The organism is Pseudomonas savastanoi, assembly GCF_020917325.1.
Lineage (GTDB): Bacteria > Pseudomonadota > Gammaproteobacteria > Pseudomonadales > Pseudomonadaceae > Aquipseudomonas > Aquipseudomonas amygdali.
Genome location: NZ_CP076652.1, coordinates 3,609,823 through 3,631,827, shown reverse-complemented (window position 1 = coordinate 3,631,827; position 22,005 = coordinate 3,609,823). Strand labels below are relative to the sequence as shown.

Below are 22,005 nucleotides of genomic sequence, written 5' to 3'. Positions count from 1 at the left end.
CTTACTCGACGGTCTGCTTGAATACACCACCGGTCTTGACCGGTGGTTTCTCGACCAGAACCGAGTTCAGAGCGGAGCGTGGCAGCGGGTTGCTGGTGGTGGTCGACAGTTCCTGACGGAACGAGTTGACCAGCTTGGCGTTCAGGCGGATGTCCTGCGACGACGAACCGAGCGAGATGTTGAAGGTGTCGGCATCGACCACCCACTGCTTGCTCTTCTCGTCAAAGTAGGCCAGCGAGCGGTCATTCAACTCGATGGTCACACGCTTGCTTTCACCCGGCTTGAGGAACACCTTCTTGTAGCCTTTGAGTTCCTTGATCGGACGCTCGACTTTCGGGTTCTGCTGGCCAACGTACAGCTGAGCGACTTCCGAACCACCGACCTTGCCGGTGTTGCTCAGGTCGAAGGACACCTTGATCGGCGTATTGCCGACCGCGACACCTGGCGTGACCTTGATGTTGCTGTAGCCGAACGTGGTGTACGACAGACCGTAGCCGAACGGGTAGAGCGGCTTGATGCCTTTCTTCTCGTATCCGCGATAACCCAGCAGCAGGTCATCCTTGTAATCCATTTCGGTCAGAGTGTTCTGATTGTCGAATTTCGGGAAGGAAGCGTAAGCCGGGTTGTCTTCGATGTTGCGTTCGATACTGATCGGCAACTTGCCCGACGGGTTGACCTTGCCGAACAGGATCTCGGCCAGGGCCTGACCACCGTTCTGACCTGGGTAGAAAGCGTGCAGCGCTGCTGGAACCTGTTCGATCCAGTCGCTCATCTTCAGACCCGTACCGCCATACATGGTCACCACGGTATTGGGGTTGACCTTGGCGATGTTCTGGATCAGCTCGTTCTGGAACTCAGGCAGATCGAAGCTGTGGTCGAAACCTTCACCTTCGTATTCGTTGCTGTTACCCACGGCAACCACGACGGCGTCATAACCGGACAGGTCCTGAGGAGCGTTCAGCGAAGCGGAGCTCAACTGCACACCTACCAGGCCGCCCATGGTCGACAGGTAGCCGGCACGACGCGAGTACTCGAGCTTCACGTCGTAAGACTTGCCTGCTTCCAGATTGATCTTGGCGAACTCTGGAATGGTTGGCGGAATGCTGTTGCCCGGAAGCGGCTTGCCGTCACCGTTGTCGATGATTTTCTTGCCGTTGACCCACAGACGCACGGCGCCGTCGGCACGCACCTTGAACACCTGCTCGCCGCTCTGGGTCGGGGTGACCTTGCCGGTGTAGCGAATCGATGTCGACGATGTATCGCCGTTCAGTTCGCCAGCAGTCGAACCTTTGCTGGTGTACGGATCGGACGTCGACGTGTTGCTTTCGAACGGCAGGTTTTTGTCGTTGGCCCAGTCCAGGTCAACATGCTTCTCAGTGCGGGTGACCGCTGCATCACCAGACCAGTTGGTGTTGCTGAAGTACTCGACCTTCATGCCCTGAACTTCATTGCCCGTTGCGTCGGTGGTGGTCCAGGCACTGGTGCTTGGGTCCAGCGACAGGCCTTCGATGAAGTCGACCTTGGCGTTAGGCGCGATTTGTTGCAGGCCGCTCAATTCGCTGACGTAATGGCTGGCCATAACGTTGGCGCTGCCGAAACCGGTCGGTGGCGAGTACTTGGCCAAAGTGCCGACTACGGCGATTTTCTTGACTTTCTGCTTGTCCAGCGGCAGCAGATTGTCCTGGTTTTTCAGCAGGACGATACCTTCACGCGCAGCGTTCAGAGCAACCTTGTTGCTGGTCGAGCTGTTCATGTTGTGCGTGGTCAGCGGCGTCTTGCTGTCGAACTTGTACAGGTAGATCTGCTTGAGGATGCGGCGGACCTTGTCGTCGATGGTCGCAGCGCTCAGGTCGCCGGCGTCCAGATGCGGCTTCAGCACGGAGCTGTTCATCTGGTAGCCCATCATGTCCAGATCGGTACCGGCGCGGGCAGCGTTGAAACCGTGAACGACAGCGTTGTAGTCGCTCTGTACGAAGCCTTTGAAGCCCCATTCCTTCTTCAGGATCTGGGCGATCAGGTGGTCGCTTTCGCAGGCGAAATCACCGTTCACCTTCTGGAAAGCACACATCATCATCGCCACATTGCCGTTTTTCGACGACGATTCGAACGCAGGCAGCGACATTTCGCGCAGAACGCGCTCTGGCATTGTCTGGTTCAGATTGAAGCGGTTGCTTTCCTGATCGTTGGCCGCGTAGTGCTTGGCGTTGGCCCATACACCACGAGACTGGATACCGTTGATGACGCCTGGTGCCAGGCTGGCGCCGAGGAACGGGTCTTCACCGGAGAGGTATTCGAACGCACGGCCGCCGTACGGCATGCGATACAAATTGACGCCGGGACCAGTGATGAACTGGTAGCCGCCGACGGCAGTGTCATAACCCAGCGCGCGGCCGAGGTCGATGGCACGACGTGGGTTGAAGGTGGCGGCCAGGTTAGGACCGGACGGGTAAACAACACCCTGATCGTTGCCTTCGCTGGTGTAGCGCACGCCGACACCGCCGTCAGCGCCGTGGATCTGCGGAATGCCGTAGTTGGTCAGCGGCTTGACGTCCCAGCCGCCGGTGCCGCCGATGTAGGCCAGCTTTTCTTCCATGGTCATTTTGGCCAGGGTTTTCTGTGCGGCTTTTTCGGCGCGATCTTCACGCCCTTGTTGCACGGTAGGGTCAGCGGCGTGCACCTGGGATACTGCCAATGCCAGCAAGGCCAGTGCCGAGTGCGCGCCTATCATCTTTCGCTTGTTCATATTGCTCTCCAACTGCGTTTCAAATAACTGTCTGCCTGCGCACGTGCGCAGGATCACTGCGTTCTTATTTACCGCTTTCCGCCAACTTTTTCTTTCGGCAACAGTTTCCCGTCGTCGCGTTTATTCCCTGTTGTCAGGGCGCGAGTTAGGACTCCTTAGTTGCCGTATTAGTTTTGTTTGGCGTTTATTTTTTTACTTGTGGCGCGCCACTAAAGTGACATCACGTAGTGGCGTTTTGAATCTACAAAACGGTACAATTAAGTCTAAAACAAGGCATAAATGTCAAATAAAAGCGTATTTTTCTTCGATTTCGTATTTTTTCTTTACAAATGAGGAACTCTTGTTAAACCTACTGGTCGATGGGTTTAAGGTTTTTCAGGACGAAGAAAGACAGCTCGCAAGTTGCGACGTTTGCTGTGCGCTAGTTCTTGCCCGGTTTCTACAACTGCCCCGCTTTTTTTTGCGGGGCTCTTTTTGTTTTTCGAGGAGTTAATACGATGAAGTTTTCCATGATGAGTGCCGGTTTGGTGTTGGGTCTTGCCCTGAGTGGTGCGGTCTTTGCTGACGACGCGACAGACGCAGACGCGACTTCCGGTGCCAGCGACGAGACCGTTATGACCCAGACCCAGGACGCCAAGGCAGCGCAGAAGGCGCAAAACCAGAAGGCCGAAACGACAAAAGGTGGTCGCCCGCAGAACGCAACCACTCAAAAGCAGTCAAACTGATCGTTTGAAGCCTTTGAGCACAGCACTTTCCAGTCGGAGAGTGCTGTAACATGTCCCTCCGAAGTAGCAAAATGCCCTCATCCATGCCGCCAGTTCCCGTCGATGTTTCCCGTCTCCTCATTCCGGATGCTGCGCAGGTTTGCGCCTGGCTGACCGAGCACGCGGGTCTGAAAATGGCCGATCTGGAGCGGGCGCAACGTTTGCAGCAGGAGTCTGAAGGCACCGAGCTGCTCGGGTTGTTGACTCGTCTGGGTCTGGTTTCCGAATTTGAACTGGCCCGCGCATGGGCTGCACTGTTGCAGGCGCCGCTGTTGCTCGCTGACGCTGTGCCGCCGCTGCTCGACCCCTTGCCGCCTTTGACCGAGCGCTTCATGCGCCACTATCAAGTCGTGCCTGTAGGCTGGAGCGATCAAGGGCTGCAAGTGCTCAGCGCCAACCCCGGCACGCTGTACCCGTTCCAGGCCATCGCTTATGCCTGCGAAGTGCCGGTGCGGCTGTCCATCGGGCCGCGCAATGAAGTCGAAACCCTTATTGAGCGCTATTACGGACAGGGCCGCTCGGCGATGGGCACCCTGATCGAGAACCTCGATGAGGAGGGCGGCTCGCTGGAAGACATCGAGCACCTCAAGGATCTGGCCTCCGAAGCGCCGGTCATTCGTCTGGTCAACCTGATTCTGCAACGCGCGGTCGAACAGCGTGCGTCGGACATTCATATCGAGCCGTTCGAGAGCCAGTTAAAGGTGCGCTACCGCATCGACGGCGTACTGCATGAAGCCGAAGCGCCACCGTCCAGTTCTTCGGCGGCGGTTATTTCCCGGGTGAAGATCATGGCGCGGCTGGACATCGCCGAGCGTCGTCTGCCGCAGGATGGCCGGATCATGCTGCGCATCCAGGGCAAGGAGCTGGACCTGCGGGTGTCTACGGTGCCCACCAGCTTCGGCGAATCGGTGGTCATGCGTTTGCTGGACCGGCAGACCATCAATTTCGATTTCCCCAGCCTGGGTTTCGATGGCGAACGGCTGGATGAATTTCTCGACGTGCTCGAGCGTCCACACGGCATTCTGCTGGTCACCGGGCCGACCGGCTCCGGCAAGACCACCACTCTTTATACTGCGCTCTCACGGCTCAATACCGCCGAGCGCAAGATCATCACCGTCGAAGACCCGGTCGAGTATCAGCTCGAAGGCATCAATCAGATTCAGGTCAAGCCTTCCATTGGCCTGGACTTCGCCGGGGCGCTGCGCTCCATCGTGCGTCAGGACCCGGATGTCATCATGATCGGTGAGATGCGTGACCTGGAAACCTGCCGTATCGCCATTCAGTCCTCGTTGACCGGTCACCTGGTGCTCTCGACGCTGCACACCAACAGTGCGGCGGCGAGTATTACCCGTCTGCTGGACATGGGCGTCGAAAGCTACCTGATCGCCTCGACGGTCAACGGCATTCTGGCCCAGCGTCTGGTCCGCCGTCTTGATCCGGCAACCCGGGAAGCCTTCGATGCGCCGCCGGAGTTGATTGCCGAGCACGGGCTGGAGCGCTTCACTGATGAACGCCCGATTCGCCTGTATCGCCCGCGTGCCGATGTACCTGGCGGCGGTTACCGGGGGCGCAGTGCAATCACCGAGTTGCTGGTTATGAACGAGGAGCTGCGCAGTCTGTTGATGCGTCACGCCGATGCTTCGACGCTGGAAGAAGCTGCCCGACGCGGCGGGTTGCGCACGCTGCATGAAGAGGGGCTGCGCCAGGCCGTGGCCGGGGTGACTTCGCTGGAAGAAGTGCTGCGCGTCACCCGAGGTGAAGGCACATGAGCCTGTTCAAGTACCGTGCACTGGATGCTCAAGGCGCGCCGCAGAACGGCACGCTGGAAGCCCGCGATCAGGATGCTGCAATCGCCGCGCTACAAAAGCGTGGTCTGATGGTCTTGCAGATTGACGCGGCCGGTATGGGCGGTTTGCGCCGCGCGCTGGGCAGCGGCTTGCTCAATGGGGCAGCGCTGGTCAGTTTCACGCAGCAGCTCGCAACGTTGCTCGGTGCCGGGCAGCCGTTGGAACGATCTCTTGGAATTCTGCTCAAACAGCCTGGACAACCGCAGACCAAGGCGTTGATCGAGCGCATCCGCGAACAGGTCAAGGCCGGTAAGCCATTGTCCGTTGCGCTGGAAGAAGAGGGCACACAGTTTTCGCCGCTTTATATAAGCATGGTTCGCGCCGGCGAAGCGGGGGGCGCGCTGGAAAGCACGCTGCGTCAACTGAGTGATTATCTGGAACGTAGCCAACTGCTGCGTGGCGAGGTCATCAACGCGCTGATCTATCCGGCCTTTCTGGTGGTCGGCGTACTGGGCTCGCTGGCCCTTTTGCTGGCTTATGTAGTGCCGCAATTCGTACCGATCTTCAAGGATCTCGGCGTGCCGATTCCGTTGATCACCGAGGTCATTCTCAACCTCGGACAATTTTTGAGCAACTACGGCCTGGCTGTTCTGGCGGGCCTGATCGCGCTGATCTGGGGCATGGCCATTCGCATGCGCGACCCACAGCGCCGTGAACGCCGCGACCGCCGCATACTTGGCATTCGGGTGATCGGTCCCTTGCTGCAACGCATCGAGGCAGCGCGTCTGACTCGAACGCTTGGCACGCTGTTGACCAATGGAGTGGCGTTGTTACAGGCGCTGGTGATCGCTCGCCAGGTATGCACCAATCGCGCCTTGCAGGCGCAAGTGGAGCAGGCGGCCGAGTCGGTCAAGGGCGGCGGCACGCTGGCCAGTGCGTTCGGCGCGCAACCGCTGCTGCCGGATCTGGCGCTGCAAATGATCGAGGTCGGCGAACAGGCTGGCGAACTGGACACCATGCTGATGAAGGTCGCCGATGTGTTCGACGTCGAAGCCAAGCGGGGTATCGACCGCATGCTGGCGGCGCTGGTCCCGGCGCTGACCGTGGTGATGGCGGGCATGGTCGCGGTGATCATGCTGGCCATCATGCTGCCGCTGATGAGCCTGACCAGCAATATCTGAATCCATGAAAGAGGAAACCACTCCGATGACTTTTAGCCGCACACGCTTCAAACCCGCACGCCGACAGGGCGGTTTCACTTTGCTGGAAATGCTCGCGGTTATCGTTTTGCTGGGCATTGTTGCGACCATCGTCGTGCGCCAGGTAGGCGGCAACGTCGACAAGGGCAAATACGGCGCAGGCAAGGCTCAGTTGGCCAGCCTGGGCATGAAGATCGAAAGCTATGCGCTGGACGTCGGTTCGCCACCCAAGACCTTGCAGCAATTGACCGAGAGACCGGGTAACGCCTCGAACTGGAACGGCCCTTACGCCAAGCCTTCGGACCTTAAAGACCCGTTCGGCCACGCGTTCGGCTACCGCTTCCCGGGCCAGCACGGCAGCTTTGACCTTATTTTCTATGGCCAGGACGGTCAGCCTGGCGGCGAAGGGTACAGCGCCGACCTGGGTAACTGGGAGTAACGTTCGGCATGAGAACGCCTGTCGCAAGCCGGGGTTTTACCCTCATGGAAATGCTGGTAGTGCTGGTGTTGATGAGCATTGCCGTCGGTCTGGTGGGTTTCGGTCTGCAACAGGGTTTGAGTACCGCCAGTGAGCGACGCGCGGTCGGCGACATGGTCGAGGCGCTCAGGGCAACCAGAGTGCGCGCGATTGTCACCGGTCAGCCTGCACGCACTGAGTTCAATCTGCGCAAGGCGACGTTCAAGGCACCCGGCAAGCGTGAGGTGCACTGGCCTGAAAATCTGCATGTGACCATGCAGACCGCTTCGGATCTCGGCTCGTCCGTGGAGTTCTACCCGGATGGCGGTTCCAGTGGCGGCAACGTGGTTGTCGCCGACGGCGACCGGCGCTGGCGTATTGATATTGGCTGGCTGACCGGTAGCGTTCAGGTACGGTCGCTTTAATGAAAACATCGCAGTCGGGGTTCACCCTGCTGGAGATGCTTGCTGCATTGACCGTTATGGCAGTGTGCAGCGGCGTTCTGCTGGTTGCGTTCGGGCAGAGCGCCCGCTCTCTGCAACAGGTGTCGCGCAGTGACCGGATCAGCCATGCAGCACGCACGATTATGGATCAGGAAAGTGCCGGCCCGCTGGAAAACGGTACGCGTCAGGGAACGCTCGCAGGCATCGACTGGACCCTGGATATCCGTCAACTGTCGGGTGCCAATGGTGAGGCGCGGATGTTTCGCCTCGACCTGATGCTCAGCGAGCACCAGCGCAAGGCGCAGTTCAGTACGCTTAAACTGCGCGGCGCTGTCAGCGGGGCCGGATCATGACCCGCACCCAGCGTGGTTTCACGCTGCTGGAAGTACTGTTGGTGATCAGTTTGTTGGGCGTGTTGCTGGTGTTGGTTGCAGGGGCGCTGCTGGGCGCCAACCGTGCGGTGCTCAAGGCCGAACGTTACACCGTGAACCTGGACGAAGTCCGCGCCGCGCAGGCGTTTCTGCGTAGCTCGATCGGTCAGGCCCTGCCGTTGGATACGTCTGCCGAAGACGACGTCAACAGCGGTTTTTTTGAAGGCTCGGCGCAGCAGTTGCGCTTTGTCGCCACGTTGCCCGGTGAGCTGGGCGGTGGCATACAGGTGCACAGCCTGGAACTTGGAGGGCCGCAAGGCCATCGGTCTTTGCAAGTGTCTTTTGCTCAGGTCCAGTCTGGTGCAAATGGCATTGCCCTGAAACCGTGGGGTGAGCCTCAGGTGTTGTTGCAAAACGTCGAGTCACTGACGTTCAGTTATCGCGGGCTGACCCCCAAGGGCAAGCCGACAGGCTGGATGGCCGAATGGCCCTGGCCGAATCGTTTGCCCGGTGCTGTAAGGATCGACCTGAAGACCAGCGGGGCGGTGAAGTGGGTCCCCGAAGTAGTCGCTTTGCGTCTGGACCTGTCCGGTGGGGCGGGCGGCGAATGAATATAGCCAGTCGACAGCAGCGTGGTGTTGCGCTGCTGGTGGTGCTTTGGGTGCTCGCGCTGTTGAGCCTGCTGCTTGGCGGGCTGGCCGGGTGGGTGCAACTGGAAAGCCGGCAGGCACTCTGGTTGCGCCAGAACACTCAGGCACTGATGGCCGCCGAAGCTGGCATGAATATGGCTGTGCAGGGTTTGCTTGATCCTGCGCAGCGCAAACGCTGGATTGCCGATGGGCGTCTGGTGGCGTTGCGGATGGATGATACGCAATTGCTCGTCAGCATCAGGAGCGAGCGCGGCAAGCTGGACCTCAACAGCGCGCCGGTGGCGGATATATCGCGGCTGTTGCAGGCTTGCGGCGCGGCTAAAAATCAGGCCAGCGGTATTGCCCAGGTGCTGGAAGAGCAGCGCAACGGCGGTCAGTCACCGTTGCGGGTGGTTGAGGAAGTACGCCAGCTGCCGGGCATGAGTCAGGCGTTGTATGCCCGGCTGTTGCCGGAAATAACATTATGGAGCGGCCTTGATCGGCCCGACCCGGCATTCGCTTCGGCGTTGCTGCGACGGGCCTTGAACCTGCCGAACCAAAGCGCGGTCGGGGCCGATCCAGGTGAAGTGCTGGCCATCGACAGCCGCGCAGAAGGACCGGGCGGTGTGACTGCCCTGTTACAAACCACTGTTTTATTGAGCCCATCGGAGGGAGGCGCACAGCCCTACAGGGTGTTGCGTTGGCAAGAATGAATTCATCAGTTTCTGCACGTCTGGCGCCTGTCTACGCGTTACGCGAACAGGTCGCCCGGCAGTGGCGTGGCAGTCCGGCGCAACACGGTTGGCAATGGTGGGTCGCGGAGCTTCGCGCCTGCCTGCCGCCGCGTGTGCGTCGCTGGCTGGGCCGCGAGACCCTGGAGCAGGCGCACGTCTGGCCGCTGGTCGAGCCGCTGCCCGATGCATCGCCTCAGGCACGACGTGTGTTGTTGCTGCCGGCGTCGGCGGTGTTGGTGCAGCCCTTGCAACTGCCAGCTGCCGCATCGCGTAATCTGTCGACCGTCGTCGGTTACGAGCTGGACCGCTTCACCCCGTTCGACGCTGGCCAGTTGTATTTTGTTGCTCGTCAGGACAGTCGCAGCGCGAGTTTTGTGCAGGTCACACTGGTGGCGATATTGCGCGAGCGGCTGGACGCGATACTCAGCGAGTGCGCCGAGCGCGGTTTGCGTCCCGATGCGGTAGATGTCGTCACTGACATGGGAACTGCCGACATGGGTACTGCCGGGCAGCGCATGGGCATCGACCTGTTGCCGATGCCACTGCGCCCGCAGCAATCGCACTCTGGTCATCGTTTGCAGCGCTGGCTGCTCTGGCTGTGTGCCGGTTTGCTGCTGAGCGCCATGCTGCTGTGGCTGAATGACCGGCAGAGCCTGCTTGATGACATGCAGGCCAGCGTCCAGGCGCAGAAGGCCCAGGTGGGTGAGATTCAACAGCTGCGCCAGCAATTGACCAACACGCTGGGCGCAGCCAATTACCTGATCCGTCGCAAGGCTGCGCAACCGCCGCTGTCGGCGCTGCTCAGCGAATTGACCGCTTGCCTGCCTTCGGACACCTGGATCGAGCATCTGGAAATCAGTGACAGCGCCGAAGTCGCGTTTTCCGGGCAAAGCGCCAAGGCCAGTGCCCTGATCGGCCGCGTCAAGGATTGTCACAGTCTGGACAACGCGCAGTTTCAGGGCGTGATCCAGCCCGACACCAAGACCGGCAAGGATCAGTATTCACTGCGTGCGCATTTGCACCAGAACCAGCATCAGGAGAACGCCGATGCGCCGTCCACTGACAAGCCGTGAGCGGCGGGGCGCGGCCCTGATGATTCTTGCCCTGGTGCTGTGCCTGGCTTACTGGCTGTTGATCGACAGTTGGTTCGCCGGACCCTTGCGCGATATCAGCGAGCAGACCGACCAGTTGCGCGAACAACAGCAGCGTTACGCGGGCCTTCTGCAGCAGGGCGACTCATTGCGTGAGCAATTGGAACAGGCCCGTAGTGACCCGGCCAGCAGCACCAGTCTGTTGCCGGGCGAAGACCCGAGTGCTGTGGCGGCGGATCTGATGCAGCGCATTGCCGACCTGATCAGCAGCCAGGCCAGCACCGGCGGCGGCTGCGAGCTGACCCAGCGCATGCCGATCACGCCAGAGCAGGACAGCGCCGAGCCATATCGGCAGGTCAAGGTCAGCCTGACCCTGAACTGCGCCATCGAACCGCTGACGGCCATCCTGCATGCGCTGGAGTACCAGCGCCCGTTTCTGTTCATTGACGAGATGAGTATGCGTCGCGATGCCAATGCTCCGGCCAGCGGTGCCGCCGGCAAACTGGTGGTGCACCTGCTGGTGCGTGGCTACCTGCAACCGGCCAGCGCCGGGGAGGGTGAGCAATGATCGGTTCCTTACGCCCGCTGGAGTGGTCGCTATTGGCTCTGGCCGCGCTGCTGGCGGGGCTGATCGCCCTGATTTTCAGCGGCGCTGCGCACTCGCCCGACTGGCTGCCGGAGCAGGCACCGCGCAACCCGATCGATCAGAAGGCGCAGACCCAAAATGCGCCGTCGGCGACACTGGACAGCCTGGCCAATACCTGGAAAACCCCGCTGTTCAGTCCTGACCGCAGCCCGGATGTAGCTGTTCGCAAAGCCGACGCGCAGGCCACCAGCCTGGCCGGCCTGACCCTGACCGGGGTGATCATGGACGGCTCGCTACGTGTCGCACTGATTAAACAAGCCAGCGGTCCGGCGTTGAAGATCCGTCAGGGCGATCGCCTGCCCAACGGCTGGACGCTGGACCGCCTGGAGCCTACCCAGGCTACCTTTCAACTCGATGGCCGCACGCAAATGCTGCGCCTGCCCGCGTTGCGTCTGCCGCCGCCGTCGAGTACACCGCCGATTACCTTAACCAACGATTCCACCCTGTGATGGGTACCTTTTCTGGAGTTCCTGCCATCGCTACCTTGCGCACACCTTTGCTTTGCCTGGCTACCGCCGTCGCCCTAGGCGGCTGCGCGTCAAAGCCCGACACTCTCGATCCCGACAATGGCATGCTGCAGGAAGCGCTCCAGGGAACCGGTTCACAACGCCCGCCGGTAGACCCGCGCAGCGAACGACCGCCAGTCGAGCCACCTTCACAGCAACCGGCGAGCTCGCCGCAGCGCCAGATCATCAGGGGCAACCAGCGTTTCATCCGCCAGCCCGCTGCTGCTCCGGCGGCGCGTCCGGCCGAAACCGGTGACATCGTCTTCAATTTCACCAATCAGCCGATTCAGGCGGTGATCAACAGCATCATGGGCGATCTGCTGCACGAGAATTACAGCATTGCCCAGGGTGTGAAGGGCGATGTGAGCTTCTCGACCTCCAAGCCGGTCAACAAGCAGCAAGCGTTGTCGATTCTCGAAACGTTGCTGTCCTGGACCGACAACGCGATGATCAAGCAGGGCAATCGCTATGTAATCCTGCCCTCGAACCAGGCCGTGGCCGGCAAGCTGGTGCCGGAAATGCCGGTGGCGCAACCGTCGCCGGGCATGTCGGCGCGGCTGTTTCCGTTGCGCTACATCTCTGCGAGCGAAATGCAGAAGCTGCTCAAGCCGTTCGCTCGGGAAAACGCATTCCTGCTGGTTGATCCGGCGCGCAATGTACTGAGCCTGGCGGGTACGCCCGAAGAACTGGCCAACTATCAGGACACCATCGACACCTTTGATGTGGACTGGCTCAAAGGCATGTCGGTCGGCGTATTCGGCCTGCAACGTGCCTCGGTCGGCGAGCTGATGCCCGAGTTGCAGAAAATGTTCGGCCCGGAGAGCGGCATGCCCGCTGGCGGGCATGGTGCGTTTCCTGCCGATCGAGCGGACCAACTCGGTGGTGGCGATTTCGTCACAGCCGGAATACCTGCGCGAAGTCGGCGAGTGGATTCATACCATCGATGAAGGCGGCGGTAACGAGCCGCAGATGTACGTGTACGACGTGCGCAACATGAAAGCCACCGATCTGGCCAAATACCTGCGGCAGATCTACGGGTCGGGTGCCATCAAGGAAGACTCGGCAGCCAAGGTTGCGCCGGGGCTGCGCACCACCACTTTGTCATCGCTCAACTCCAATGGCGGTAGCGGTGTGGCGGCATGAGCAGTTCCAACGGGCTGGGCAGCAACGGCGGTGGCATGAGTAATGGCGGCGGCTTTGGTAACAGCCAGGGCATGAACAACAGCCAGAACAGTGGCGACAGCGAATCCGAGGGCGACGATCAGAGCAGCAGTGAATCGGATTCGGCCAGCCAGGAGGGTGGAGGAGCGAACGGCAACAGCAAGTCTCTGGACGCCAGCACGCGTATCACTGCGCAGAAGAGCAGCAACCAGTTGCTGGTGCGCACCCGTCCTGCGCAGTGGAAGGAAATCGAGTCGGCGATCAAGCGCCTCGACAACCCACCGCTGCAAGTACAAATCGAGACGCGCATTCTGGAAGTCTCGCTAACGGGTGAGCTGGACATGGGCGTGCAGTGGTATCTGGGACGCCTCGCGGGGAATTCGGGCACAACCGGCAACGTGACCAACACTGCGGGCAGCCAGGGTGCGATTGGTACCGGCGGGGCTGCGCTGGGTGCTACTGACGCGTTCTTCTACTCCTTCGTCAGCAACAACTTGCAGGTCGCCTTGCGTGCGCTGGAAACCAATGGCCGCACCCAGGTCCTGTCGGCACCGTCGCTGGTGGTGATGAATAACCAGCAGGCGCAGATTCAGGTCGGCGACAACATCCCGATCAGCCAGACGTCGATCAACACTAACACCTCCACCAACACCACATTGAGCAGCGTCGAATACGTGCAGACCGGTGTGATTCTCGACGTCGTGCCGCGCATCAATCCGGGCGGACTGGTGTACATGGACATTCAGCAGCAGGTCAGTAGCGCCGACACCAATTCCACTAACAACGACGCCAACGGCAATCCGCGTATCTCCACGCGCTCGGTCGCCACGCAAGTGGCCGCGCAGAGTGGCCAGACCGTGCTGCTGGGCGGTTTGATCAAGCAGGATAATGCCGAGACGGTCAACGCTGTGCCGTATCTGGGACGCATCCCGGGTTTGAGGTGGCTGTTCGGCAGTACCAGCAAGTCCAAGGGCCGTACCGAGCTGATCGTGCTGATCACGCCGCGAGTCATCACCAGCAGTAGCCAGGCACGTCAGGTGACGGATGACTACCGTCAGCAGATGCAATTGATCAAGCCGGAAGTTTCGCGGACCAGCATGCAGAACTGAGGCTGTGTCAGTTTCTGCTTCCGAGCTTACTCACGACGCTGCTTGCGGGCAGCGTCAAACAGAGGTCATGAATCGATGCTGAAATTTTTCGCTGCCTTGCTGTTCGCCATTGCTGGTATGGCGCAGGCGCAAGACACCCTGCACACTGATCTGCCGCTGGATTACCTGGCACAGGTCAACGTCGAAACCCCGAACCGGCCGCTGGTGATCTTCATTCATGGCTACGGCAGTAATGCGGCTGACTTGTTCGGGCTCAAGGAACATCTTCCGGCCGACTACAACTACCTGTCGGTGCAGGCTCCAGTGGAGTTGCGCGCTGACAGTTACAAGTGGTTCACCCAGAAACCGGGCGTGCCTGACTACGATGGCGTGACTGAAGACCTCAAGAGCAGCGGCAAGCAACTGAGCGCATTCATCACCCAGGCCACCGGCAAGTTCCACACGCAGCCGGGCAAGGTGTTTCTGGTCGGGTTCAGCCAGGGCGCGATGATGAGCTACGAAGTCGCCCTGCGTCAGCCGAAGCTGGTAGGGGGGATTGCGGCGTTGAGCGGGCGGTTGTTGCCGGTGGTGCAGTCCGAGGTCAAAGCCTCTGATGACCTCAAGCGCCTGAACGTCTTCATCGGTCACGGGGTACAGGATCGCCAGGTGGCCTACGCCAGCGGCCCGCAAGCCGAAGCTACGCTGAAGTCGCTCGGCCTGACACCGCAATTTCATGGGTATGAAGGGCTGGGGCATAGCATCAACGAAGCCGAGGTCATTGACCTGGCGGCTTGGTTGAAGCAGTCAAACCGTCAGTGAATACGTGCGTCGTCCGAGGGGGGCGACGCGAGATCCTCGGTTACCTAGTTGACCTTGACCTCTTTGAACTTGAGCACGTTTTCCTTGCTCTCGCGGTCGCGAAAGGTCAGTTTCAAGGCCGGTGATTTCTTCAGTCGACCCTTGGTCGCCTCAAATATCAATGTGACTCTGGTTGGCACGTTACGGATCAGCTGGAAGCTGTCCCAGCGATCATACTTCGCATCGCCAACATGCATTTGTGTCAGGCCCAGCGCGCCACCGGTTTCTTCAAACAGGCTGACAGGGTTCAGAAAGCGAAAGTCGCGATCGGCGCTTTTATTGATCAGCTCGAGCGTGCAGGTAGGCGACTGACCATTCTGATCACAGTCGAGCAGCTCAATACTCAGATTGTCGACGGTCTCGGACCGCTTGCCGAACATGTTGGCGTTGTCATTCTCGGTAAACAGTTTCTGACTGCGGGCGAACTCCACCGAAGGCTTTGCGTATTCGCCGCCCAATTTGAAGAACACCGCGCAGAGAAACAGTGACAGCGCCATCCACACGCCAAGCTTCAGTAACGAGGGGAGCTTTCTGGCGAGGATGGCGATACCCAGCCCGCTGAACAGCATGACTGTGCTGACAATGATGATCAGTGTCTTCCAGTTGATAAAGTCGACACTGAGGCCAAGAATGGTCGGGTCCGGAAACAGGTAGGTGAAGATGCTCCAGATGACCCCGATCATCCAGACTATGCCTGCCGATATTTTGACCAGAATCGCGGAAATCTTGCTTGTTCGTGGTGCTGCGTCCATTGCTGTTTTTGCCTTGTTCGGGTTGCGGGAATGCATACCGATACGCTTGAGCAGCGGTATCGTCGGGTGGGGGCCTTGGGATGAGGCGTCTGTACAATCCGTGTTCAATCGCGCAGATCCAGAGGTGCCGGATACGCGAGCCTTGAGGTGCGAGAGAGAGCCAGAAGGGCGATGGGCCATGCCATCGCCGCGGCATTATCCTGCAAATCAGTTACAAAGTGCAGCGTTTACGCATTCTGCCTGGATCGATCCCTGAGCAGCGCCAGCAAGGCAGTCAGTGGCAGCACCGTGCCTGCGATCAGCACCCAGGTCCAGCCGCCATGATCAAACAACGGACTGGCCACCGCCGAGCCAATCGCGCCGCCGATGAAAATGCTGGTCATGTACAGCGCGTTGAGCCGGCTGCGGCTAGCGGCATCCAGTGCATAGACGGTGCGCTGGCCCAACACCATGCTGGTCTGCACGCAGAAATCCAGCACCACGCCCGTTATGGCCAGGCCAATTACGCTGTAAGCAGGGTGAACCAAGCCTGGAAGAAAGCTCAGTGCGCCGAGCAGCAGCGCGCCCAGTGATGCGATGCGGGTGTAACCGGCGTCTGCCAGACGGCCGCTGATGGGGGCCGCAATGGCACCAATTGCGCCGATCAGGGCAAAGATCGCGATCTGGGTCTGCGACAGCCCGTGATTGCGTGACAGCTCCAGAGGCACGGCGGTCCAGAACAGACTGAACGTTGCGAACATGCACGCTTGATAAAAGGCCCGCTGGCGCAGCACCGGCTGAGTGCGCAAGAGCGTCCAGAGCGAGAACAGCAACTGGCCGTAGGATGCACGATGATCCGGAACGCGTTTGGGCATGGTGGTGGCGAGTACCACACTGATGCCGATCATCACCACGGCCGCCGCCCCGAACACTGCGCGCCAGCCGAAATGGTCAGCCACCAGACTGGCAATCGGCCGCGCCAGCAAAATCCCCAGCAACAGCCCGCCCATGATTCCGCCCACCACGCGGCCGCGGGATTCCTCCGGTGCCAGATGCGCCGCCAGCGGGATCAGCATCTGCACCGACACCGAACTGAAACCCACCAGCAGCGACACCAGCAGAAACAGATTCGGCTGCTCGGCAAACGCGGCGCCCAGCAGGCTGAGCACCGCAACCGCTGTGGTGATCAGCATCAGCCTGCGGTTCTCCAGCAAATCACCCAGTGGCACCAGAAAGAACAAGCCCAGCGCATAACCGATCTGCGTCAACGAAACGATCAGACTGGCGGCCGTACTCGACAGTCCGATGTCCGGGGCAATCAGCTCGATGATCGGCTGCGCATAGTAGATGTTGGCGACAATCGCGCCGCAGCAGAAGGCAAACAGGATGACCATGGCCGGGGTCATGCTCACGGCTTTGTGCGCCGCGTGGGACGAGTGGGGCATGAAGATTCTCGCTTGAGCGTAAACCTGGCAGACACGCGAGGCGCATCTGTCAGGCGGGTTTTTGACTGATGGCAAGCAGGCTAACGGTTTTGTCGGGGATTAAGTAGGTGCGGCGAGTTGATACAGGATATTTCCGGGAATGATGATTTGATGTAAGTCGTTTTATGGCGAGGTCTTCACGGAGCGTGCAGGAGTGCCATAATGCCGACCGTCATTGTGTTCTGGATCAATCCCCTCAGGGACCTTCATGGAAATCAAAAGCTTCAGGCTCGTTAATGTGGGGCGTTTCAGCGATCTTGAAGTCGCTCTGGCGCCTACCGAAAGACATGCGTCGAAGGTGACCGTGCTGGTCGGCAATAATGGAGCGGGGAAGACTACGCTGCTCAAGTCTGTCGCTACATCGTTGAGCTGGCTGGTAGCGAGAGTCAGGACGCCGAAAGGTGCTGGCAGTCGTATCGATGAGGGTATGGTTCAGAACGGTGCCGCTACATCCTCGATTACCATTCGGATAGAGGATGTGTTGATTTCGGATGACGAGATCAATCCACTTGAAACTGAATGGGGAATAACCGCTACTCGGAAAGGCCGAAACGCCAACTCATCCACAGTATTAAGCGAGCTCAACAGACTTGCTGATGGCTATCGCTCAAAGTTGACTGAAAAAAGTGATACGTCTCTTCCTCTTCTGGCTTTCTACCCCGTCGAGCGCTCTGTCATCGAGATACCGCTCAAAGTCCACGCCAGACATACCTTTGATCAACTCGACGGCTACGACAACGCCTTGGGGCGTGGCGTGGACTTTCACCGCTTTTTCGGGTGGTTTCGGGCGCGCGAAGACAGCGAGAATGAGACGGGTATATCAGCAGAGCTCTTTAATGAGCTGTCTCAAAAAATCGCGCCCAATACGCCAGTGTGGGAATTGCTTGCCAAAGAGCATGCCTCTTCACGTGACCGCCAGCTGACTGCGGTCAGAACTGCGGTTGAGGCGTTCATGCCGGGCTTCACAAAACTGCGTGTCAAGCGTAAGCCGCGCTTGCACATGGCTATTGATAAAGACGGTAAGACGCTAAACGTATCCCAGCTGTCCCAAGGCGAAAAATCGATGATGGCGCTCGTCGGCGACATCGCCAGACGCCTAGCCATGATGAACCCGGCGCTGGAAAACCCGTTACACGGCAATGGCATCGTCCTGATCGACGGAGTTGATTTGCACCTGCACCCCAAATGGCAACGCAGTCTCATCGCCCAACTCACTACAACGTTCCCCAATTGCCAGTTCCTCTTGACCACGCATTCGCCGTTGGTCATCAGCGACAGCAAGGATGTGCTGGTGTACGTCATGGACGATGGCGAGTTACGTGAGCAGGACAGTCTTTATGGTCTTGATGCCAATCAGGTGCTGTCGAGTGTCATGGACACTGATATTCGAAATGAGGAGATTCAAACAGCTCTGGATAAACTGCAGCACTTTTTGATGAGAGGAGAGCTCGATGAAGCTCGTACTCTCTACACAGGGTTGGCTGACGAGTTACCTGCAAATCACATCGAATTGGCGAAAGCTTCGCTGCTGATTCGTAAGCTGGAAGTGCGCCGTGAGAAAGATTGAAAAGGGAAGTCTCGCGGTGCTGGAAAAATGGAAGCGCGCGAACAAGGGAAAGAAATACGCCGACCTGGTGGGGCATGAAGATATCAAGGATGCCATTCGTTACGCCTGTGTCACTGAACAGCATGGTTTGTGCGCCTATTGCTGTTGCAGGATCACCACAGAGAAACGCAGTGCCTGCAATGAACATGTTGAAGCGCAGCATCTAGCACCGCATCGCACTCTGGATTTCGGCAACATTGTCGCGAGCTGCACCAAAGCGGGGCGGTGTGACGACGCTCATGGCCATCAGACTCTGCCGCTTACACCGCTGATGATCGAATGTGAAAAAGAGCTGCAGTTTGAGCTTTCGGGTCTGGTGGCAGGCACCACGCCTCGGGCGTGCGCAAGTATCAAGGTGCTCAATTTAGGCGATACCCGAGAGTCAAATCGTGATCTTGTAGTGAAGCGTAAAGAGATGATTGATGCGCTGTTGTTTTCTTACAGAATCGACCCTTCTGAACTGGCTGCGGAAGCCGATGATGTTCTCGATCTGCTAAGAAACGATCTGCTGGAGGTAGATGCTCAGCAGTTTCTTCAGCCCTTTTCTCCGGTTTTGGTGAATGTAATTATCGGTATCCAACGCGCTCGTCAGCGTTGACCAAGGCCATTTCCGCACCACCAAGAAACCTTTTGAATTTATATCCCCGATCTGACGTCCTGACTATCGGCCCTTGACGCCCAACGGCGACGTGCCAATAATCCGCTCAAATATTCATATATATGACTGGATAACTACAACAATGAACAAGCTCTCCAGCGACGAACGCCTTCCGCTTTATCAACGTCTGCGCGACAGTCTGGCCGAACAGATTGCCAATAATCGTTGGCGTCCGGGCGAAGCCATTCCTACTGAAGCGGCGCTGTCCGCTGAGTATTGCCTGTCCACAGGCACCGTGCGCAAGGCCATTGATCTGCTCGTAAGCGACAACGTTCTGGAGCGCCAGCAGGGGCGTGGCACGTTTATTCGGCGTGCCCGGTTTCAGTCGTCACTGTTCCGTTTTTTCCGTTTTCAGACCGAAGCGGGTGAGCGCCGTGTACCGGAAAGCCGAATTTTATCGATAGAGCCTGTGGCAGCGCCTTCATCGGTCAGCCAGGCACTGGGCCTGGTGTCCGGTGCGCCGGTCATTCGGATTATCCGGCTGCGCTTGCTGGATGGTCAGCCGGTGCTGGCTGAAGAAATCTGGCTGCCTCGGATCCGCTTCCAGGCGTTGCTGGATCTGGATCTCGATACTCAGGGGCCGTTGCTTTATCCGATCTATGAAGAGGCTTGCGGTCAGGTTGTGGCTTATGCGCAAGAGAGCCTGACGGCTGAAGCGGTCAACGAGGTGTACGGCCGGTTGCTGCAGGTTTCGGCCGGCAGCCCGGTAGTGGTCATTGAACGACTGGCGCGTAATTACGCCGGTGAACCTCTGGAGTGGCGACGTTCACGAGGGCACGCCAGCCATTTCCGCTACAGCGTGGAAATTCGCTGATCGCACTGCAATCCCCCCGACTCATTCGACGCTCATAAGGATAGGAAGCCATGTTCAACTGGTATCGCGAAGTCACTCCCAAGGAGCGCAAGACCTTCTGGGCCTGTTTCGGCGGTTGGTCGCTGGACGCTCTGGAAGTGCAGATGTTCGGTCTGGCCATTCCGGCCCTGATTGCCGCCTTTGCCCTGACCAAAGGCGACGCAGGGCTGATCAGCGCCGTGACGCTGGTGACGTCGGCACTGGGTGGCTGGGTCGGCGGAACGTTGTCCGACCGTTATGGCCGGGTTCGCACGTTGCAATGGATGATCCTGTGGTTTTCCTTCTTTACCTTTCTGTCTGCCTTCGTGACCGGCTTCAATCAGTTGCTGATCATCAAGGCGCTGCAGGGCTTCGGCATCGGCGGTGAGTGGGCGGCGGGCGCGGTGTTGATGGCCGAAACGATCCAGTCGCGCTACCGCGGCAAGGTGATGGCAACGGTGCAAAGCGCCTGGGCTGTCGGCTGGGGGCTGGCGGTGGTGTTGTTTACCCTGATCTATTCGTTTGTGCCGGAGGATATTGCCTGGCGGGTAATGTTTTTCGTCGGCCTGCTGCCAGCACTGATGATTATCTGGGTGCGCCGCAACGTCGAGGAGCCGGACAGCTTCCAGCGCATGCAGAAAAACGCTGCGCCGAAGGGTAATTTCTTCAAGTCGATGGCCGGAATCTTTCGCCCCGAATTATTGCGCGTCACTTTGCTTGGCGGCTTGCTGGGCCTTGGTGCGCACGGCGGTTATCACGCGGTCATGACGTGGCTGCCCACCTTTCTGAAAACCGAACGCAACCTGTCAGTGCTCAGCTCCGGTGGCTATCTGGCGGTCATTATCGTTGCATTCTGGTGCGGTTGCGTATGCAGCGGCCTGTTGATCGACCGCATTGGCCGACGCAAGAACATCATGCTGTTCGCGCTGTGCTGCGTGGTCACGGTGCAGTGCTATCTGATGCTGCCGTTGAGCAACACGCAAATGCTGTTTCTCGGCTTCCCGCTGGGGTTCTTCGCCGCTGGCATTCCGGCCAGCCTGGGTTCGTTTTTCAACGAGTTGTACCCGGCAGACGTACGTGGGGCAGGGGTTGGCTTCTGCTACAACTTCGGGCGCGTATTGTCGGCGGTATTCCCGTTTCTGGTGGGCCATATGAGCGAATCGATGTCGCTGGGCACTGCCATCGGCATTGATGCCGGTATTGCCTATGGCGTGGCGATGGTGGCTGCTTTCTGCCTGCCGGAAACCCGTGGGCGCAATCTTGAGGCCACGCCGGTTGCTGCAGACCCGCTGGATAAGGGCGCGGCGCAGCAGGCTTGAATATCCTTTCACCTGCGGTGTTACAGCACCGCGTTGACTTACAGATGAACTCATGACCGACCCCACCACGCCAATCCTGGGCATTGATGCCCATGCTCATGTCTTCAGCAAGGATTTGAGTCTGACGTCAGGACGACGTTACAGCCCGGACTACGATGCCACTGTGCAAGCGTATCTGGCCCACCTGCACGAACATGGTTTGAGTCATGGCGTACTGGTGCAGCCCAGTTTTCTGGGCACCGATAACCGGTTTCTGTTCGACGCTCTGGCACAGGCCCCTGATCGGTTGCGCGGTGTGGCGGTGGTTGATACCGATATCAGTCGTGGCGCCTTGCAGCGTATGGCCGGGCTGGGCATTGTCGGTATTCGCCTGAACCTCATCGGCAGGGCGTTGCCTGACTTCACCGCACCTGAATGGAAGTCGTTGTTCAAGAACGTCTGGACCCTTGGCTGGCATATTGAACTGCACCGTGAGGTTGCCGACTTGCCGGGGCTGATCCGGCAGTTGCTACCATTCGGTTGCAAGATTGTGATCGACCATTTTGGTCGACCCGATGCGCGCCTTGGTATTGATGACCCGGCGTTCCAGGCATTGCTGGAATTGGGCCTGAGCGGGCAGCTGTGGATGAAAGTCTCGGCAATTTATCGACTGGGCGGCAGTGCCGAGCAGAATGCGGCGTTTGCCCACGCTGCATTGCCGCTGCTGCTGCAAAGCTTTGGTCCGCGCCGGTTGGTATGGGGCAGCGACTGGCCACACACCCAGCATGAACAAGAAGTCAGTTACGCCAGTGTGGTCGAGCAGTTCCGGGCGCTTGAATGTCCGGAACCGCTCAAAAACATGTTGCTGGTCGAGGCTCCTCAGGCGTTGTTTGATTTTCTGCCAATCGAAATCTGACCC

20 protein-coding genes and 1 pseudogene are annotated in these 22,005 nt (G+C 59.1%); 18 read left to right on the top strand and 3 right to left on the bottom strand.

Annotation, left to right across the window (positions count from 1 at the left end; translation table 11 throughout):
* Position 1: 1 nt before the first annotated feature.
* Positions 2–2,743, bottom strand: a complete 2,742-nt coding sequence (locus KP808_RS15160) for a beta-glucosidase (protein WP_042931063.1) — start codon at positions 2,741–2,743, stop codon at positions 2–4.
* Between the two features lie 497 nt (positions 2,744–3,240).
* On the opposite strand from KP808_RS15160, the gene KP808_RS15155 reads away from it, so the two are divergent.
* The 13 genes and pseudogenes from KP808_RS15155 (at position 3,241) to KP808_RS15095 (ending at position 14,438) form a co-directional block, all read left to right on the top strand.
* Positions 3,241–3,468, top strand: a complete 228-nt coding sequence (locus KP808_RS15155; RefSeq protein ID WP_058400416.1) for a hypothetical protein — start codon at positions 3,241–3,243, stop codon at positions 3,466–3,468.
* A gap of 83 nt (positions 3,469–3,551) precedes the next feature.
* Positions 3,552–5,276 carry a type II secretion system ATPase GspE gene (gspE, locus tag KP808_RS15150; RefSeq protein WP_230016429.1) on the top strand — a complete coding sequence of 575 codons (1,725 nt, stop codon included), beginning with the start codon at positions 3,552–3,554 and terminating at the stop codon, positions 5,274–5,276.
* Entirely contained in the window at positions 5,273–6,475 is a 1,203-nt protein-coding gene (gspF, locus tag KP808_RS15145) for a type II secretion system inner membrane protein GspF (RefSeq protein ID WP_004665671.1), read from the top strand. The genes gspE and gspF overlap by 4 nt, the downstream gene beginning before the upstream one ends.
* 25 nt (positions 6,476–6,500) lie before the next feature.
* Positions 6,501–6,932: a type II secretion system major pseudopilin GspG gene (gene gspG, locus KP808_RS15140; RefSeq protein WP_002553963.1), complete on the top strand. Its 432-nt coding sequence runs from the start codon at positions 6,501–6,503 to the stop codon at positions 6,930–6,932.
* 44 nt (positions 6,933–6,976) lie between these two features.
* Positions 6,977–7,375: a hypothetical protein gene (locus tag KP808_RS15135; protein WP_004665670.1), complete on the top strand. Its 399-nt coding sequence runs from the start codon at positions 6,977–6,979 to the stop codon at positions 7,373–7,375.
* Positions 7,375–7,746, top strand: coding sequence for a type II secretion system protein (locus tag KP808_RS15130; RefSeq protein ID WP_002553961.1), 372 nt, complete (start codon positions 7,375–7,377; stop codon positions 7,744–7,746). The genes KP808_RS15135 and KP808_RS15130 overlap by 1 nt, the downstream gene beginning before the upstream one ends.
* Positions 7,743–8,375, top strand: a complete 633-nt coding sequence (locus KP808_RS15125; RefSeq protein WP_002553960.1) for a prepilin-type N-terminal cleavage/methylation domain-containing protein — start codon at positions 7,743–7,745, stop codon at positions 8,373–8,375. Before KP808_RS15130 ends, KP808_RS15125 begins: the two co-directional genes overlap by 4 nt.
* A complete protein-coding gene (locus KP808_RS15120) occupies positions 8,372–9,106 on the top strand; it encodes a type II secretion system protein GspK (RefSeq protein ID WP_230016428.1) in 735 nt (244 codons plus the stop codon). The genes KP808_RS15125 and KP808_RS15120 overlap by 4 nt, the downstream gene beginning before the upstream one ends.
* Complete coding sequence (locus KP808_RS15115) at positions 9,103–10,200, top strand: type II secretion system protein GspL (RefSeq protein WP_219169385.1); 1,098 nt, start codon at positions 9,103–9,105, stop codon at positions 10,198–10,200. Before KP808_RS15120 ends, KP808_RS15115 begins: the two co-directional genes overlap by 4 nt.
* Positions 10,175–10,786, top strand: a complete 612-nt coding sequence (gspM, locus tag KP808_RS15110) for a type II secretion system protein GspM (protein WP_002553957.1) — start codon at positions 10,175–10,177, stop codon at positions 10,784–10,786. Before KP808_RS15115 ends, gspM begins: the two co-directional genes overlap by 26 nt.
* Positions 10,783–11,313, top strand: a complete 531-nt coding sequence (locus KP808_RS15105; protein WP_057402616.1) for a type II secretion system protein N — start codon at positions 10,783–10,785, stop codon at positions 11,311–11,313. Before gspM ends, KP808_RS15105 begins: the two co-directional genes overlap by 4 nt.
* A pseudogene (gspD, locus tag KP808_RS15100) lies at positions 11,313–13,640 on the top strand (type II secretion system secretin GspD). The gene KP808_RS15105 and the pseudogene gspD overlap by 1 nt, the downstream one beginning before the upstream one ends.
* A 75-nt stretch (positions 13,641–13,715) precedes the next feature.
* Entirely contained in the window at positions 13,716–14,438 is a 723-nt protein-coding gene (locus KP808_RS15095) for an alpha/beta hydrolase (RefSeq protein WP_004665664.1), read from the top strand.
* Positions 14,439–14,482: 44 nt separating this feature from the next.
* On the opposite strand, the gene KP808_RS15090 is transcribed toward KP808_RS15095, so the two are convergent.
* On the bottom strand, positions 14,483–15,229 hold the full coding sequence (locus tag KP808_RS15090) for a hypothetical protein (RefSeq protein ID WP_003435958.1): 747 nt from the start codon (positions 15,227–15,229) through the stop codon (positions 14,483–14,485).
* Between the two features lie 227 nt (positions 15,230–15,456).
* On the bottom strand, positions 15,457–16,653 hold the full coding sequence (locus KP808_RS15085) for an MFS transporter (protein WP_230016427.1): 1,197 nt from the start codon (positions 16,651–16,653) through the stop codon (positions 15,457–15,459).
* Between the two features lie 247 nt (positions 16,654–16,900).
* On the opposite strand from KP808_RS15085, the gene KP808_RS15080 reads away from it, so the two are divergent.
* The 5 genes from KP808_RS15080 (at position 16,901) to KP808_RS15060 (ending at position 22,002) form a co-directional block, all read left to right on the top strand.
* Positions 16,901–18,259, top strand: a complete 1,359-nt coding sequence (locus KP808_RS15080; protein WP_230016426.1) for an AAA family ATPase — start codon at positions 16,901–16,903, stop codon at positions 18,257–18,259.
* Positions 18,246–18,896, top strand: coding sequence for an HNH endonuclease family protein (locus KP808_RS15075; RefSeq protein ID WP_058400423.1), 651 nt, complete (start codon positions 18,246–18,248; stop codon positions 18,894–18,896). The genes KP808_RS15080 and KP808_RS15075 overlap by 14 nt, the downstream gene beginning before the upstream one ends.
* 142 nt (positions 18,897–19,038) lie before the next feature.
* Positions 19,039–19,770 carry a GntR family transcriptional regulator gene (locus KP808_RS15070; RefSeq protein WP_230016425.1) on the top strand — a complete coding sequence of 244 codons (732 nt, stop codon included), beginning with the start codon at positions 19,039–19,041 and terminating at the stop codon, positions 19,768–19,770.
* A gap of 50 nt (positions 19,771–19,820) precedes the next feature.
* Complete coding sequence (locus KP808_RS15065) at positions 19,821–21,107, top strand: MFS transporter (protein WP_058400425.1); 1,287 nt, start codon at positions 19,821–19,823, stop codon at positions 21,105–21,107.
* A gap of 52 nt (positions 21,108–21,159) precedes the next feature.
* The gene (locus KP808_RS15060; RefSeq protein WP_058407784.1) at positions 21,160–22,002 is read left to right on the top strand and encodes an amidohydrolase family protein; all 843 of its coding nucleotides are present in this window, start codon (positions 21,160–21,162) and stop codon (positions 22,000–22,002) included.
* Positions 22,003–22,005 lie beyond the last annotated feature (3 nt).